At 69.3% G+C, this 15889-nt stretch carries 14 protein-coding genes; 11 read left to right on the top strand and 3 right to left on the bottom strand.

What is annotated here, in order from left to right:
• The first annotated feature begins 130 nt into the window (after positions 1–130).
• From HUN07_RS14700 to HUN07_RS14650, 11 genes are all read left to right on the top strand, one after another.
• The gene (locus tag HUN07_RS14700) at positions 131–1681 is read left to right on the top strand and encodes a class I adenylate-forming enzyme family protein (protein WP_114722860.1); all 1551 of its coding nucleotides are present in this window, start codon (positions 131–133) and stop codon (positions 1679–1681) included.
• A gap of 57 nt (positions 1682–1738) precedes the next feature.
• On the top strand, positions 1739–2821 hold the full coding sequence (argC, locus tag HUN07_RS14695) for an N-acetyl-gamma-glutamyl-phosphate reductase (protein ID WP_114722861.1): 1083 nt from the start codon (positions 1739–1741) through the stop codon (positions 2819–2821).
• Positions 2818–4056, top strand: a complete 1239-nt coding sequence (gene argJ, locus HUN07_RS14690; RefSeq protein ID WP_429519896.1) for a bifunctional glutamate N-acetyltransferase/amino-acid acetyltransferase ArgJ — start codon at positions 2818–2820, stop codon at positions 4054–4056. The genes argC and argJ overlap by 4 nt, the downstream gene beginning before the upstream one ends.
• Positions 4053–5000, top strand: a complete 948-nt coding sequence (gene argB, locus HUN07_RS14685) for an acetylglutamate kinase (protein ID WP_114722863.1) — start codon at positions 4053–4055, stop codon at positions 4998–5000. The genes argJ and argB overlap by 4 nt, the downstream gene beginning before the upstream one ends.
• Positions 4997–6214 (top strand): acetylornithine transaminase, encoded by a 1218-nt coding sequence (locus HUN07_RS14680; RefSeq protein ID WP_174910514.1) that lies wholly within the window; start codon positions 4997–4999, stop codon positions 6212–6214. Before argB ends, HUN07_RS14680 begins: the two co-directional genes overlap by 4 nt.
• A gap of 3 nt (positions 6215–6217) precedes the next feature.
• Complete coding sequence (gene argF, locus HUN07_RS14675; RefSeq protein ID WP_174910511.1) at positions 6218–7159, top strand: ornithine carbamoyltransferase; 942 nt, start codon at positions 6218–6220, stop codon at positions 7157–7159.
• Complete coding sequence (locus HUN07_RS14670; RefSeq protein ID WP_174910509.1) at positions 7156–7674, top strand: arginine repressor; 519 nt, start codon at positions 7156–7158, stop codon at positions 7672–7674. The genes argF and HUN07_RS14670 overlap by 4 nt, the downstream gene beginning before the upstream one ends.
• A gap of 48 nt (positions 7675–7722) precedes the next feature.
• Positions 7723–8922, top strand: coding sequence for an argininosuccinate synthase (locus tag HUN07_RS14665; RefSeq protein ID WP_114722867.1), 1200 nt, complete (start codon positions 7723–7725; stop codon positions 8920–8922).
• A 2-nt stretch (positions 8923–8924) separates the two neighbouring features.
• On the top strand, positions 8925–10346 hold the full coding sequence (argH, locus tag HUN07_RS14660) for an argininosuccinate lyase (RefSeq protein ID WP_174910506.1): 1422 nt from the start codon (positions 8925–8927) through the stop codon (positions 10344–10346).
• Positions 10347–10453: 107 nt separating this feature from the next.
• Positions 10454–13441 carry an acyl-CoA synthetase gene (locus HUN07_RS14655; RefSeq protein WP_441346822.1) on the top strand — a complete coding sequence of 996 codons (2988 nt, stop codon included), beginning with the start codon at positions 10454–10456 and terminating at the stop codon, positions 13439–13441.
• A 63-nt stretch (positions 13442–13504) separates the two neighbouring features.
• Positions 13505–13723: a Trm112 family protein gene (locus HUN07_RS14650; protein ID WP_174910502.1), complete on the top strand. Its 219-nt coding sequence runs from the start codon at positions 13505–13507 to the stop codon at positions 13721–13723.
• Here HUN07_RS14650 and HUN07_RS14645 read toward each other — a convergent pair.
• Genes HUN07_RS14645 through HUN07_RS14635 form a run of 3 tightly spaced genes read right to left on the bottom strand, consistent with a single transcriptional unit; the run spans position 13720 to position 15835 of the window.
• Positions 13720–14331: a TetR/AcrR family transcriptional regulator gene (locus HUN07_RS14645; protein WP_174910500.1), complete on the bottom strand. Its 612-nt coding sequence runs from the start codon at positions 14329–14331 to the stop codon at positions 13720–13722. The genes HUN07_RS14650 and HUN07_RS14645 overlap by 4 nt on opposite strands.
• Positions 14331–15092: an ABC transporter permease gene (locus tag HUN07_RS14640; RefSeq protein WP_114722872.1), complete on the bottom strand. Its 762-nt coding sequence runs from the start codon at positions 15090–15092 to the stop codon at positions 14331–14333. The genes HUN07_RS14645 and HUN07_RS14640 overlap by 1 nt, the downstream gene beginning before the upstream one ends.
• The gene (locus HUN07_RS14635) at positions 15089–15835 is read right to left on the bottom strand and encodes an ABC transporter ATP-binding protein (protein ID WP_174910498.1); all 747 of its coding nucleotides are present in this window, start codon (positions 15833–15835) and stop codon (positions 15089–15091) included. Before HUN07_RS14635 ends, HUN07_RS14640 begins: the two co-directional genes overlap by 4 nt.
• Positions 15836–15889 lie beyond the last annotated feature (54 nt).

Here is a 15889-nt window from a genome sequence, read left to right as displayed (position 1 = left end):
GACCCTTCCGCCAAGCTATGAATCGTGATTCAATTCTTTCTGGTGACTGTAGAACGGATTTGCGTGACGGGCAACGGTCGCGCCGGACGCACGTCCGGTCGCTACCCGTCGAAGAGTTGAGGAGAACCCGGTGCATCTGAACGTGCTGCTCGAGAGTGTCCGCAGAAAGTTCCCCGAGAAGGAAGCGCTCGTTTACGGATCGCGCCGCATCACCTACCGGGAACTCGAATCCGCGTCCCGGCGGGCGGCCGAGGTGTTCCGCCGCGAGGGCGTCCGGCCCGGCGATCGGGTCGCGGTCATGACGTACAACTCGCCGGGCTTCGTGATTGCCGCATTCGGTGTCTGGCGCGCCGGTGGTGTGTTGGTCCCCGTCAACCACAAGCTCACCGCACCCGAGGTCGAGTACACGATCGGCCACAGCGGTGCGCGCGTCGGCGTCGTCTCGGCGGACCTCGTCGACGCGGCCCGCGGTGGAGCGCCGCAGACCCGGTGGTTGCTGACGGAGATGGCAACGCACGGTGGTGCCGGCGGGGATGCGGCGGACGACTTCGATGCCGCTGTCGATGCGGCACCTGAATGGGAGGGTGTCGATGGGGGCGAGGGTAGTGAGGACGCCGTCGCGCAGATCCTGTACACCTCCGGTACAACCAGCGCGCCCAAGGGGTGCGTCCACACCCACCGGTCGATTGCCTCGGTGCCGCCGCTGATCGTCGCGACTGTCGGCCTCGAGCGCGACGACCGCTTCCTGCTCGCCATGCCGATCTGGCACGCATCGCCGCTGAACAACTGGATGCTGACGACGCTGTTCCTCGGCGGAACCGTGGTGCTGCTGCGCGAATACCACCCGATCCAGTTCCTCGAGACCGTGCAACGCGAGCGGATCACCGCGTTCTTCGGCGCGCCCATCGCCTACCTCGCCCCGGTGCAGATCGCGAAGGCTCAGGGTCTCGATCTTTCGTCGTACGACCTGAGTTCGGTCCGGCGCTGGCTCTACGGCGGCGCGCCGATCGGTGCCGAGACCGCGCAGCTCCTCGCCCGCGTCTACGGCTCGGAGGACTTCTATCAGGTGTACGGGATGAGCGAGATGGGGCCGGTCGGCACCGCGCTCTACCCGCACGAGCAGATCGAGAAGGCGGGGTCGATCGGCCGTGGCGGGATGCCCGGCGTGGACCTGCGGGTGGTCCGCGCCGACGGCACGGACGCCGGGCCGGGGGAGACCGGTGAGATCTGGCTCAGCGCCGACACCCGGATGCGCGGCTACCTCGACAACGACGCCGCGACCGAGGACGTGTTCGACGGGCGCTGGTACCGCAGCGGCGACGTCGCGCGGATCGACGCCGACGGGTACCTGTTCATCGTCGACCGACTCAAGGACGTCGTCATCACCGGCGGTGAGAACGTCTACTCGCAGGAGGTGGAGGAGGCGATCCGGCCGCACGACGACATCCTCGACGTCGCGGTGATCGGCCGGCCGCACCCGGAGTGGGGCGAGACGGTGGTCGCCGTCGTCGTGCCGGTCGAGGGGAGGACACTGGAACTCGAGGATCTGCGCGCGTACCTGTCGGACAAGCTCGCCCGCTACAAGATGCCGCGGGAGCTGGTGCTCGTCGATACGTTGCCGCGGAACCCGTCGGGCAAGCTGACCAAGCACGTGCTGCGCGACGCCGTGTTTCCCCAGTGATTCGTGTGTCGAAAACCCACTATGAATGAGTTTGCATGATGGTGCATAATCATCCGTATGGGTACATCTGGAGACGCTGGAGCTTCGGAGACCGGTAACCGGTCTCCGATCAAGGTCGCGATTGCGGGCGCGAGCGGGTACGCGGGTGGCGAGATCCTGCGCCTGCTGCTCGGTCATCCTGCCTATCGCGACGGTTCGCTCGTGATCGGTGCGCTGACCGCGGGCAGCAACGCGGGCACGACCCTCGGGTCGCACCACCCGCACCTGCTGCCGCTCGCGGATCGCGTCCTGGGGCCGACCGACATCGAGACCCTGTCCGGTCACGATGTCGTCTTCCTCGGCTTGCCGCACGGCAACTCGGCCGAGATCGCGCGGCAGCTCCCCGAGTCGACCGTGATCATCGACTGCGGTGCCGACTTCCGGCTCACCGACGCCGAGGCGTGGGAGAAGTACTACGGCAGCCCGCATGCCGGCACTTGGCCGTACGGGCTGCCCGAGCTGCCGGGCGGCCGGGACAAGCTCGTCGGTGCCACCCGCATCGCGGTGCCCGGCTGCTACCCGACCGCGTCGTCGCTCGCGCTCGCCCCGGCCGTCGCAGCCGGTGTCGTCGAGCCGCGGGTCAACATCGTCGCGGTCAGCGGAACCTCCGGCGCGGGCAAGGCGCCCAAGGCCGACCTCCTCGGCTCCGAGGTCATGGGCTCGGTCCGGGCGTACGGCGTCGGCGGCGCGCACCGGCACACCCCGGAGATCAAGCAGAACCTGTCGGCGGCCGCCGGCGCGGACGTCACCGTCTCCTTCACGCCGGTCCTCGCGCCGATGCCGCGTGGCATCCTCGCTACCTGCACCGCGCCCACCACGTCCTCCGTCGACGAGATCCGTGCCGTCTACGAGAAGGCGTACCGGGACGAGCCGTTCGTCCACGTGCTCCCCGAGGGGCAGCTGCCGCAGACCGGGGCCGTCGTCGGCTCCAACGCCGTGCAGATCGCGGTCACCGTAGACGCGGACGCCGGAGTCCTCGTCGTCATCGCGGCGATCGACAACCTCACCAAGGGCACCGCCGGCGGTGCCGTCCAATCCATGAACCTGGCCCTGGGCCTGCCCGAGACCGATGGTCTCTCGACCGTGGGAGTTGCTCCGTGACAACCGAATCCGACTTCGCCGACGCCATCGAGATCGCCGGGGGCCGGCTGATCCGCACGCAGGGCGTCACCGCGCCGGCGGGCTTCCGCGCAGCCGGCATCAAGGCCGGGATCAAGGTCAGCGGTCGCTCCGACCTCGCACTGGTCTTCAACGAGGGACCCGAGCTGGCTGCCGCGGGCGTATTCACCGCCAACAAGGTCAAGGCCGCGCCCGTGCTGTGGTCGCAGCAGGTCCTCACCACCGGCCGGCTGCGGGCCGTGGTCCTCAACTCCGGCGGCGCCAACGCGTGCACCGGAGCCCCCGGGTTCCAGGACGCCCACAAGACCGCCGAGCACGTGGCCGCATCGCTCAGCGACTGGGGCACCGAGACCGGCGCGATCGAGGTCGCAGTGTGCTCCACCGGTCTGATCGGTGACCGGCTGCCGATGGACAAGATCCTCTCGGGCGTCACCGAGATCGTGCACGAACTGGCCGGCGGTATCTCCGGCGGCACCGACGCCGCGCACGCCATCATGACCACCGACACCGTCCCCAAGCAGGCGGCACTGCACCACGCCGACAAGTGGAACGTCGGCGGCATGGCCAAGGGGGCCGGCATGCTCGCGCCGTCGCTCGCGACGATGCTGTCGGTCATCACCACCGACGCCGTCGCGACCGCCGAGCAGCTCGACGAGGCGCTGCGGTTCGCGACGCGGATGTCGTTCGACCGACTCGACGTCGACGGCGCGACCTCCACCAACGACACCGTGCTGCTGCTCTCGTCGGGCGCCAGCTCAGTCGCCCCGTCGCAGGACGAGCTCAACGCCGCCGTGCTCGCGGTGTGCGACAGCCTCGCCGACCAGATGATGGCCGACGCAGAGGGCGTCACCAAGCGGGTGCGGGTCACCGTCAGCGGCGCCGCCTCCGAGCAGGAGGCCCTCGTCGCTGCGCGCACCGTGGCCCGCGACAGCCTCGTCAAGACCGCACTGTTCGGCTCCGACCCCAACTGGGGTCGTGTCCTGGCCGCGGTCGGCATCGCGCCGATCACGCTCGACCCGGACCGGATCTCGGTGTCGTTCAACGGCAATCCCGTGTGCATCGACGGTGTCGGCGCCCCCGGCGCCCGCGAGGTGGACCTGTCCGGCATGGACATCGACCTGAACATCGAACTGGGCGTCGGCGAGCACAGCGTCACCATCCGCACCACCGACCTGTCGCACGCGTACGTCGAAGAGAATTCGGCGTACTCGTCATGAGTACCGACACCGACAGTGGCACCGCCGCCAGCATCGAGAACCTCACGTCGAGCCAGAAGGCGTTCGTCCTGGCCGAGGCGCTGCCGTGGCTGCAGCGCTTCCACGACAAGATCGTCGTGATCAAGTACGGCGGCAACGCCATGATCGACGACGAGCTCAAGAGCGCATTCGCCGCGGACATGGCGTTCCTGCGGACCATCGGGATCCACCCGGTCGTGGTGCACGGCGGCGGCCCTCAGATCAACGCGATGCTCAAGCGGCTCGGCATGGAGGGTGAGTTCCGGGGCGGTTTCCGGGTCACCACCCCCGAGGTCATGGACGTCGTGCGGATGGTGCTGTTCGGTCAGGTCGGCCGCGAGTTGGTCGGCCTGATCAACGCGCACGGCCCATTCGCCGTCGGCATCTCCGGTGAGGACGCGCGGCTGCTGACCGCGACCCGGCGCACCGTGCAGGTCGACGGCGAGGCCACCGACATCGGCCTCGTCGGCGACGTCACCACGGTCAACCCCGACGCGGTGCTCGACCTCATCGCCGCCGGGCGCATCCCCGTGGTCTCCACGATCGCGCCCGACGAGGACGGCGTGGTGCACAACATCAACGCCGACACCGCGGCCGCGGCAATCGCCGAGGCGATCGGCGCCGAGAAGCTGGTCGTCCTCACCGACGTCGAGGGGCTCTACACCGATTGGCCCGACCGCAGCTCGCTCGCCTCCGAGATCGACACGGCCGCACTGCGTCAGCTGCTGCCGAGCCTCGACTCCGGCATGGTCCCCAAGATGGAGGCCTGCCTGCGCGCCGTCGAGGGTGGCGTGCCCACCGCGCACGTCATCGACGGCCGCGTCGCGCACTCGGTTCTGCTCGAACTCTTCACCGGCGAGGGCATCGGCACCATGGTGACCCCCGCTCCCGCACCCAACTCTGTTACCCCGGAAGGACGGAAATGACTGCCACAACGGATCTGCAGCAGCGCTGGTCCGGCGCGCTGATGAACACCTACGGCGTGCCGCGGGTGGCGCTGGTCCGCGGTGAGGGCGCGGTCGTGACCGACGCCGACGGGAAGCAGTACCTGGATCTGCTCGCCGGCATCGCCGTCAACATCCTCGGCCACGCGCATCCGGCGATCGTCGAGGCCGTCACGACCCAGCTGTCCACGCTCGGACACGTGTCGAACCTGTACGCCACCGAGCCGGCCGTCGCGCTGGCCGAGCACCTGCTCGAGCACCTGGGTGCGGGCGATACCGCCGGCACCGTGACTGGGCGGGTGTTCCTGTGCAACTCGGGAACCGAGGCCAACGAGGCCGCCTTCAAGCTGGCCCGGGCGACCGGACGTCGCAAGATCATCGCCGCCGAGAAGGCGTTCCACGGCCGGACGATGGGTGCCCTCGCGCTCACCGGCCAGCCCGACAAGCGGGCGCCGTTCGAGCCGATGCCCCCCGGCGTCGAGCACGTGCCCTACGGCGACCTCGAGGCGCTCGACCGGGCGGTCGACGAGGACACCGCGGCGGTGTTCCTCGAGCCGATCATGGGTGAGGGCGGCGTCGTGGTCCCGCCGGAGGGCTACCTCGCGGGTGCCCGGAAGATCACCGCCGAGCGCGGCGCACTGCTGATCCTCGACGAGGTGCAGACCGGCATCGGCCGGACCGGCTGGTTCTACGCGCACCAGGCCGCGGGCATCGTGCCCGATGTCATGACGCTCGCCAAGGGTCTCGGCGGTGGCATGCCGATCGGTGCGTGCATCGCGACCGGCGCGGCGGCCGAGCTCTTCGGTCCGGGCAAGCACGGCACCACGTTCGGCGGCAACCCGGTGTGCGCGTCGGCCGCGCTCGCCGTGTTGCGGACGATCGCGTCCGAAGACCTGCTGTCGCATGCCGACAACATCGGCAAGGTGCTCTCCACCGGCATCGAGGGACTCGGGCACCCGCTCGTCGATCACGTGCGCGGATCCGGGCTGCTGCTGGGCGTCGTTCTCACCGACGACGTGGCCCCCGCGGTCGAGACCGCGGCCCGCGACGCCGGGTACCTCGTGAACGCGGCGCAGCCGGGCGTGCTCCGGTTGGCACCCCCGTTGATCCTCACCGAGGAGCAAGCGGAAGGATTCGTCGCGGCGCTGCCGGGAATTCTCGATGCGGCTGCGGCGGAACCGGCAGGAGGCAAGTAGTACATGACGATTCGACACTTCTTGAGGGACGACGACCTGACCCCGGCCGAGCAGGCCGAGGTGCTGTCGCTCGCCCGTGAGCTCAAGGCGAATCCGTTCTCGCGACGGCCGCTCGAGGGCCCGCGCGGCGTCGGTGTCATCTTCGACAAGAACTCGACCCGCACCCGTTTCTCGTTCGAGATGGGCATCGCGCAGCTCGGCGGGCACGCGGTCGTCGTCGACGGCAGCAAGACCCAGCTCGGCCGCGACGAGACGCTGCAGGACACCGGACGCGTGCTGTCTCGGTTCGTCGACGCCGTCGTGTGGCGCACGTTCGGCCAGGAGCGGCTCGAGCAGATGGCCGAGGGTGCGACGGTTCCGATCGTCAACGCGCTGTCGGATCAGTTCCATCCGTGCCAGGTACTCGCGGACCTGCAGACCATCGCCGAACGCAAGGGTGAACTGGCGGGTCTGCGGCTCACGTACCTCGGCGACGGCGCCAACAACATGGCGCACTCGCTGCTGCTCGGTGGCGTCACCGCAGGCGTGCACGTGACGATCGCCGCGCCGCTCGGGTTCGCACCCGACCCGGCGGTCGTCGACGCCGCCCGCGTGCGGGCCGAGCAGACCGGCGCAATGGTCACGCTCACCGACGATCCGCAGGCCGCGGTGGCCGGCGCCGACGTGCTGGTGACGGACACCTGGACGTCGATGGGTCAGGAGGAGGACGGTCTCGACCGCGTCGGACCGTTCCGGCCGTTCCAGATCAACGCCGACCTGCTCGCGAAGGCGGCACCGGACGCCGTCGTGCTGCACTGCCTGCCCGCACACCGCGGCGAGGAGATCACCGACGAGGTCCTCGACGGGCCGCAGTCGGCTGCGTGGGACGAGGCCGAGAACCGGCTGCATGCGCAGAAGGCACTGCTCGTCTGGCTGCTCGAACACCGGTCCGGGGCCCGGCCGTGACCACCGCCCCGGGGCCCCGTCCGGCGCAGCCTGCCGCCGCCGTCGCGCACACGCGCGCCGGCCGGCAGGCGCGGATCACCGCGCTGGTCGCAGAGCGGCACATCCGCAGCCAGGCCGAACTCGCGGCGCTGCTCGGCGCGGAGGGGATCGAGGTCTCCAACGCGACCCTGTCGCGCGATCTCGAGGAACTCGGCGCGGTGAAGCTGCGGGCCGCCGACGGTGGCGCCGGGGTGTACGTCGTGCCGGAGGACGGCTCGCCCGTGCGGGGTGTCTCCGGGGGTACCGACCGGTTGTCCCGACTGCTGGGGGAACTGCTGGTCTCGACCGATGCCAGCGGAAACCTCGCCGTCCTGCGGACCCCGCCGGGGGCCGCGCACTACCTGGCCAGCGCGCTCGACCGGGCCTCGCTGCCCGACGTCGTCGGCACCATCGCGGGCGACGACACGATCCTCGTCGTGGCCCGCGAACCGCTCACCGGGGCGGAGCTTGCCGCGGCGATCGAGCGCCTGGCCTGACCACTAGACTCTGCATGAACAATTCGATTTCTAAGGAGCACACACACCATGGCTGATCGCGTCGTACTCGCCTACTCGGGCGGGCTGGACACCTCCGTGGCCATCAGCTGGATCGGCAAGGAGACCGGCAAGGAGGTCGTTGCCGTCGCCATCGATCTCGGCCAGGGCGGCGAGGACATGGAGGTCGTGCGTCAGCGTGCCCTCGACTGCGGCGCCGTCGAGTCGGTCGTGGTGGATGCGCGCGACGAGTTCGCGGACGAGTACTGCCTGCCGACCATCCAGGCCAACGCTCTCTACATGGACCGCTACCCGCTGGTCTCGGCCATCAGCCGTCCGCTGATCGTCAAGCACATCGTCGAGGCTGCTCGCGCGCACGGCGGCACCGTCGTGTCGCACGGGTGCACCGGCAAGGGCAACGACCAGGTCCGCTTCGAGGTCGGCTTCGGCGCCCTCGCGCCCGACCTCGAGGTCATCGCGCCGGTCCGCGACTACGCGTGGACCCGCGAGAAGGCGATCGCCTTCGCCGAGGAGAACAACATCCCGATCAACGTCACCAAGCGTTCGCCGTTCTCGATCGACCAGAACGTGTGGGGCCGCGCGGTGGAGACGGGCTTCCTCGAGGATCTATGGAACGCGCCGACCAAGGACGTCTACGACTACACGCAGGACCCCACGCTCAACTGGAACAGCCCCGACGAGCTGATCATCAGCTTCGAGGCGGGTAAGCCGGTCGCGATCGACGGCAAGCCGGTCACGGTGCTCGAGGCCATCCAGGAGCTCAACAAGCGCGCGGGTGCGCAGGGCGTCGGCCGCCTCGACGTCGTCGAGGACCGTCTCGTCGGCATCAAGAGCCGCGAGATCTACGAGGCCCCGGGCGCGATGGTGCTCATCACCGCGCACCAGGAGCTCGAGCACCTCACCCTCGAGCGTGAGCTGGGCCGCTACAAGCGTCAGATGGAGCAGCGCTGGAGCGAGCTGGTCTACGACGGCCTGTGGTTCTCGCCGCTCAAGGACGCGCTGGATTCCTTCGTCGCGAAGACCCAGGAGCGGGTCACCGGCGACATCCGCCTGTTCCTGCACGGTGGCGCGATCACCGTCAACGGCCGCCGCAGCCCGGAGTCGCTGTACGACTTCAACCTGGCCACCTACGACGAGGGCGACTCGTTCGACCAGTCGTACGCGAAGGGCTTCGTCAACATCCACGGCCTGTCCTCCAAGGTCGCCGCGAAGCGCGATCTGGGCCTGTAACGATGGCCGAGCACGGCACCAACGAAGGTGCCCTCTGGGGCGGCCGGTTCCAGTCGGGACCGGCCGCCGCCATGGCGGCCCTGAGCAAGTCGACACACTTCGACTGGGTCCTGGCCCCGTACGACGTGCGGGCGTCCCAGGCGCACGCGAAGGTGCTGCACAAGGCCGGTCTCCTGACTGAGGCCGACCTGGCGACCATGCTCGACGGCCTCACCCGACTCGGCGACGACGTCGCCTCCGGTGCGTTCGGGCCGGCCGAGTCCGACGAGGACGTGCACGGCGCACTCGAGCGGGGCCTGATCGAGCGGGTCGGGCCCGAGGTCGGTGGCCGGCTGCGGGCCGGCCGTTCCCGTAACGACCAGGTGGCCACGCTGTTCCGGATGTGGTTGCGGGACGCGGCCCGGCGGGTCGCCGACGGCGTCCTCGACGTCGTCGACGCGCTCGCCACCCAGGCCGCGGCGCACCCCGATGCCGTGATGCCGGGCAAGACGCACCTGCAGGCGGCGCAGCCCGTGCTGCTGGCGCATCATCTGCTCGCGCACACGCATCCGCTGCTGCGCGACGTCGCGCGTCTGCGGGACTTCGACAAGCGGGCCGCGGTGTCGCCGTACGGTTCCGGCGCCCTGGCGGGCTCGTCGCTGGGGCTCGACCCCGACGCGATCGCCGCCGAGCTGAAGTTCGACTCGGCCGCCGAGAACTCGATCGACGCGACGTCGTCGCGTGACTTCGCGGCCGAGGCGGCGTTCGTCTTCGCGATGATCGCGGTGGACCTGTCTCGGATGGCCGAAGAGGTCATCATCTGGAGCACGCCGGAATTCGGCTACATCACGCTCGCGGACGCGTGGTCGACGGGATCGTCGATCATGCCGCAGAAGAAGAACCCGGACGTCTCCGAGCTCACGCGTGGCAAGGCAGGACGCCTGATCGGCAACGTGACCGGTCTGCTGGCCACGCTCAAGGCACAGCCGCTCGCGTACAACCGCGATCTGCAGGAAGACAAGGAGCCGGTCTTCGACTCGGTCGCACAGCTCGAGCTGCTGCTGCCCGCGATCACCGGTCTGGTCTCCACCCTCGAGTTCCACACCGATCGGATGGCGGAGCTGGCTCCCGCAGGGTTCACGCTCGCCACCGACATCGCGGAATGGATGGTCCGCCAGGGCGTTCCGTTCCGGGTTGCGCACGAGGCGGCGGGCGCGTGCGTCCGTGTCGCGGAGGCGCGCGGGGTGGGTCTCGACGAGCTCACCGACGAGGAACTCGCCGGGGTCGATCCGGCGCTGACTCCCGCGGTGCGTGAGGTGCTCACGGTCCACGGATCCATCGCGTCGCGTAGCGCGCGCGGCGGGACCGCGGGGGTGCGGGTTGCCGAACAACTGGGCGGCGTGCGTCGTTCGGCGGACGCGTTGCGGGAGTGGACGCGCGCCTAGTCGAGATGAGAGATCGACTCGGTGTAACCCCAGTCCCACATACGCAGTAATGTGGAAGCTCATCGAACATGATGTGATGCAAGTCACGATGGGTTGCTGGGGGAGTGCTGGTGAGTCTGAGCTCCGACTACGTGGTGGGTTCGCTTCGGCGAGCCGTCGCCACGGCACAGAACGGCCTCGAGGTGGTTCGCCTCGGCGGTCTGGAAACCGGTGCCACACCGTCGCCGTTCCAGATCGTCGAGCGCGCCCCGATGTATCGACTGCGCCGATACTTCCCGGACACCGCTCCGGATCAGGCCGGGCCGCCGATCGTGCTCGTGCCGCCGATGATGATGTCGGCGGACGTGTACGACGTCACCCGCGACCAGGGCGCCGTCGGGATCCTGCACGAGATGGGCATCGATCCGTGGGTCGTCGACTTCGGCTCCCCGGACACCGAGGAGGGCGGCTGGGACCGCACACTGGCGGATCACATTGTCGCGATCAGCGAGATCATCGACCTGGTCCACGAGCACACCGGTCGTGACGTCCACCTGTCGGGCTATTCGCAGGGTGGCATGTTCTGCTACCAGGCCGCGGCCTTCCGGCGGTGCCGGAACATCGCCAGCCTGATCACTTTCGGTGCGCCCGTCGACACGCTGGCCGCGCTGCCGTTCAACATCCCCGAGGGCATCGCGACCAAGGCCGCCGACGTGCTCGCCGACCACGTGTTCAATCGTTTGTCGATCGCCGGGTGGATGGCGCGCACCGGCTTCCAGTTGCTCGATCCGGTGAAGACCGCGAAATCCCGACTCGACTTCCTGCGGCAGTTGCACGACCGCGAAGCGCTGCTGCCGCGCGAGCAGCAGCGCCGCTTCCTGGCGCAGGACGGCTGGGTGGCGTGGTCCGGCCCCGCGGTCGCCGAACTGCTCAAGCAGTTCATCGTCCACAACCGGATGATGACCGGTGGGTTCGTCATCAAGGACACCCCGGTGAGCCTCGCCGAGATCACGTGTCCGGTTCTTGCGTTCGTCGGTGAGGTCGACGACATCGGCCAACCGCTCGCCGTGCGCGGGATCAAGCGGGCAGCGCCCCGGGCCGAGGCGTTCGAATCGACGTTGCGCGCAGGGCACTTCGGCCTCGTCGTCGGCTCCGCCGCGGCAGCCCGGACGTGGCCGACCACCGGACAGTGGGTTCGATGGCGTGAGGGCACCGGGCCGCGCCCGGACACCGTCGACGCGATGATCCACGACGAGCCGTCCGGCACCGACAGCGGTGTGAGCATCGCCAACCGGCTGGCCCATACCGTCGCGTCGATCGCCGAGGTCGGTGTGGGCGTCGGCAAGGGAATCGCGGATCTCGCCACCGACACCGTGCGTGGTACTCGCGAGCTCTCCGTCGAGGCTGCTCGTGCGTTGCCGAGACTTGCTCGGCTCGGTCAGCTGCAGCCGCACTCGCGGATCTCACTGGGGCTGTTGCTCGCCGAGCAGGGACGCAAGGCGGCGAACGGGGAGTTCTTCCTGTTCGACGATCGAGTGCACACCAACGCCGCCGTCAACACGCGCATCGACAACGTGGTCCGTGGTCTCATCCATGCCGGTATCCGGCCGGCCAACCATGTCGGTGTCCTGATGGAGACCCGCCCCAGCGCGCTGGTCGCGATCGCGGCGCTGTCGCGGCTCGGTGCCGTCGCAGCGCTGTTGCCGCCGGGCGGGGATCTCGACGAAGCGGTGCGACTGGGTGGGGTCGATCGCATCCTCGTCGACCCGGACCACCTCGAAGACGCGGTGGCGACCGGCAAGAAGGTCCTCGTGCTCGGCGGCGGCGAATTCCGCGGGCTCGACGTCGAGCTGGGGCCGGACGTGGTGGACCTGGAGCAGGTCGACCCGGATGCGGTGACACTGCCCGGCTGGTATCGCCCGGATCCCGGGCTTGCACGGGAACTGGCGTTCGTGATCTTCAGTGGGTCGCGCGGCAGCCTCGAGGCCAAGTTCATCACGAACTACCGCTGGGCGCTCTCGGCGTTCGGTACGGCGTCCGCGGCCTCGCTCAGTCGCGGCGACACGGTGTACTGCCTTGCGCCGCTGCATCATTCGTCGGGGCTGATGGCCACCCTCGGCGGCGCGGTCGCGGGCGGTTCGCGGATCGCGCTGTCGCGCGGGCTGGATCCGGAGCGCTTCGCGGAGGAGATCCACCGGTACGGGGTCACGGTCGTCAGCTACACGTGGACGATGCTGCGTGAGATTCTCGATGCCAAGCTGCTGCCGCTCGAGCACGGGCATCCCGTGCGCCTGTTCATCGGCTCGGGCATGCCGCCCGGGTTGTGGCGCCGAACCACCGAGCGGTTCGCCCCGGCGCAGGTGCTCGAGTTCTATGCGTCCACCGAGGGTGACGTGGTGCTGGTCAATGTCTCCGGCGCGAAGGTCGGTTCCAAGGGGCGCCCGCTCCCCGGCAGCGCCGAGGTTCGACTGGGCGCGTACGACCCGATCGAGGGGCGTCTGCTCGAGGACGCGCAGGGATTCGTCCGTGAGTGCGAGGACGACGAAGTAGGCCTGCTTCTCGGTCGGCCGGGCGCACGCGCGGAGGCGGTTCCCGGCGTGATGCGGGGCGTCTTCGCTGCCGGCGACGCCTGGGTGCCCACCGAGAACCTCTTCCGGCGGGACGCGGACGGAGACTACTGGCTGGTCGACCACAAGCGCACCGTGGTCGCCGCCGCGCGCGGACCGGTCTTCACGCAGCCGATCGTCGATGCCCTCGGGGAGATGCCGCAGGTCGAGTTGGCGGTCGCGTATCCGGTGCCCGCGGGGGAGTCCCACGTGGCGGTCGCGGCGATCACCGTCCACGAGGGACGCGTCCCCAGCGCGGCGGAGATCGGTGCCGCACTCGGGCAGTTGCCGATCGAGCAGTGCCCCGACATCGTGCACGTCGTCGACCGCATCCCGCTCGGCGCCTCGTACCGCCCTCGGGCGTCCGAGTTGCAGGCAGCGGGCCTCCCGAAGCCGAGCGTGCGCGCGTGGTACCTCGACGTGGACACCGGCCGGTACAAGCGCCTCACCAAGGCGACGGCGGCGAGGTTCGGGGACCCGTCGGCGAAGCCGGGTGGGGTGCCCGCGTGAGCACTCCCGCGGAGACTTGTAGCCTGGACCGGCCGAGATCCCGGACGGCCCGAGAGGACTGAAGTGGTTATTGATCCCACCCTGCTCAGCATTCTGGCGTGCCCGCAGGACAAGGGGCCGTTGCTGTTGGTCGGTGACGAGTTGCTCTACAACCCGCGCCTGCACCGGGCCTACCCGATCGAGAACGGTATCCCCGTGCTGCTGGTCGACGAGGCACGTGATGTCACCGACGCCGAGCACGACGATTTCGTCGCCCGCGGCGTCGCCTCCGACACCGACTAGACCGGTTCCAGCAGTCCGGTGAAATAGCGCTGCAGTGTGGGCGCGATCAGCTGGACGGTCTGCTCCGTGGACAAGGTCCGCAGGGCTTCGATCCTCAACAGGTGGCGGGTGACGAACAGGCCCGTCATCTGCGAGGCGACGAGTGCGACGCGCAGGTCCCCGGTTCCGGTCGGGGAGTCCACTCTCGCGGCGATGCCCTTCAGCGCGACCTCGAGGAGGAAGCTGCGGACGAGGTTCTCGTCGCCGCCCGTCAGCGCGGACCGCACCGCGGCGACCACCGCGGGCTGGTGCGTGGAGTCCCAGACTCCGATCACTGTCCGCGCGAGCGTCTCGCCAAGTGCGTCCACCGGGGCCGCCTCGAGCGCGCCGAGGATCGTCGCGGGGTCGATGGGTAGCTCGATCGCGTCGACCAGCAGGCGCTGCTTTGTGCCGAAGTAGTGGTGGACGAGTGCCGAGTCGACGCCGGACTCCGACGCGATCGAGCGAATGGTCGTGTGGTCGAACCCTTTGCTCGCGAACTGGTTTCGAGCGACCTGCAGGATCCGGTCGCGGGTCCCCGAGCGCCCGGGACGCCTCCCGGAACGGGTCGGCGAGGACGGCTCCGCCATCACGGTGTCCGCCGACGCAGTGTCGCGGCCCCGAGACTCAGCGCGACCACCACGAACGCCACGACGATCCCGAGGTCACGCCACATCAACGTGGTCGTGCCGGGATTGGTGGCCACCTGCTGCAGGGCCTCCACCGCGTAGCTCAGCGGCAGCACGTTGCTGATCCACTCCAGCCACTGCGGCAGCTGACCCCGCGGAACCAGCAGCCCGCACAGCAGGAGTTGCGGGATCACGATGACCGGCATGAACTGCACGGCCTGGAACTCGGTGCGGGCGAACGCGCTGCACAGCAGGCCCAGCGCGACCCCGAGTACGGCGTTGACCACCGCGATGAGCAGGACCCAGATCACGCTGCCTTCGGTGGTCAGGTTCAGAAATCCGAAGGCGACCGCACAGGCGAGGCCGGCCTGCGCCGCCGCGGCGATCGAGAAGGCGGTGCCGTAGCCGGCGAGCAGGTCGAGCTTCGACAGGGGCGTGGTCAGCAGGCGTTCGAGGGTGCCGGAACTGCGTTCGCGCTGCATCGCGATCGACGTCACCAGGAACATCACGATGAACGGGATGATGCCGAGCATCGTGATCGCGATCCGGTCGAACAGCGGAGTCTGGCCGGGCGGGGTCGGGACGTTCTGATAGAGGAAGTACAGGAGCACCATCAGCAACGACGGCACCACCAGGATCATCGCGACGGTCCGGTGGTCCACGCGGAGCTGACGCAGGATGCGCGTCGTACTCGCGGTGTAGATACGGGGCGTGATGATCATGGCTGGACTCCGACCTGGTGTTCCCGGATTAGCGAGAGGAACGCCTCCTCGAGGTTTGCCTTGCCGGTACGGCGCCGGAGTTCGTCGGGTGGCACGTGCGCGAGCAGCCGGCCGTCCCGCAGCAGCAGGAGGTTCTCGCAGTGGTCGGCCTCGTCCATGACGTGGCTCGACACGAGCAGTGTCGTGCCCGCAGCGGCAAGCGAGGCGAAGTGTTCCCACAGCTCGGCGCGCAGGACGGGGTCGAGCCCGACGGTGGGCTCGTCCAGCACCAGCAGCTCCGGCTGGGCGACCAGTGCGCACGCCAGTGACACTCGGCCGAGCTGCCCGCCCGACAGGTCGCCCGCTTGGTGGTGGGTGTGGGTCGTGAGGCCGACGGCCTCGATGGTGTCGGCGACCGCGTCGTTGCCGCGGCCGTACAACGAGGCGAAGTACCGCACGTTGTCCCTGATCGTCAGATCCAGGTAGACGCTCGGCGCCTGGGTCACGTAGCCGATCCGACGCCGCAGAGCCGCCGCGCCCGCCGGGCGGCCCAGCACGGTGACCGTGCCGGACTCCACGATCTGGGTGCCGACGATGCACCGCATCAGAGTGGTCTTGCCGCACCCCGACGGACCGAGCAGCCCCGTGACCGTTCCGCGGGGAATCGCCAGGGTCACGTCCCTCAGTGCGGGGGCGCCACCGCGTCGGACATTGAGCTCGTGGATCTCTATCGCCGCGGAGGACGAAGCGGAGGTTCCGGTCATGTCGACCTCGATTCATCGAGCGATGAACTCACCATTCGGTGAATTATTTGCCCG

Origin of the sequence: Rhodococcus sp. W8901, assembly GCF_013348805.1 — a bacterium.
GTDB lineage: Bacteria > Actinomycetota > Actinomycetes > Mycobacteriales > Mycobacteriaceae > Prescottella.
Note: the sequence above shows the minus strand (reverse complement) of the source record. Positions and strands in the feature narration are given on the sequence as shown.

What these genes read in the sequence shown, in the direction of transcription:
- argC (WP_114722861.1), top strand. Translation starts at nt 1,739, where the DNA reads ATGGGTACATCTGGAGACGCTGGAGCTTCGGAGACCGGTAACCGGTCT.
- argB (WP_114722863.1), top strand. Translation starts at nt 4,053, where the DNA reads ATGAGTACCGACACCGACAGTGGCACCGCCGCCAGCATCGAGAACCTC.
- HUN07_RS14680 (WP_174910514.1), top strand. Translation starts at nt 4,997, where the DNA reads ATGACTGCCACAACGGATCTGCAGCAGCGCTGGTCCGGCGCGCTGATG.
- argF (WP_174910511.1), top strand. Translation starts at nt 6,218, where the DNA reads ATGACGATTCGACACTTCTTGAGGGACGACGACCTGACCCCGGCCGAG.
- HUN07_RS14665 (WP_114722867.1), top strand. Translation starts at nt 7,723, where the DNA reads ATGGCTGATCGCGTCGTACTCGCCTACTCGGGCGGGCTGGACACCTCC.
- argH (WP_174910506.1), top strand. Translation starts at nt 8,925, where the DNA reads ATGGCCGAGCACGGCACCAACGAAGGTGCCCTCTGGGGCGGCCGGTTC.
- HUN07_RS14645 (WP_174910500.1), bottom strand. Translation starts at nt 14,331, where the DNA reads ATGGCGGAGCCGTCCTCGCCGACCCGTTCCGGGAGGCGTCCCGGGCGC.
- HUN07_RS14640 (WP_114722872.1), bottom strand. Translation starts at nt 15,092, where the DNA reads ATGATCATCACGCCCCGTATCTACACCGCGAGTACGACGCGCATCCTG.
- HUN07_RS14635 (WP_174910498.1), bottom strand. Translation starts at nt 15,835, where the DNA reads ATGACCGGAACCTCCGCTTCGTCCTCCGCGGCGATAGAGATCCACGAG.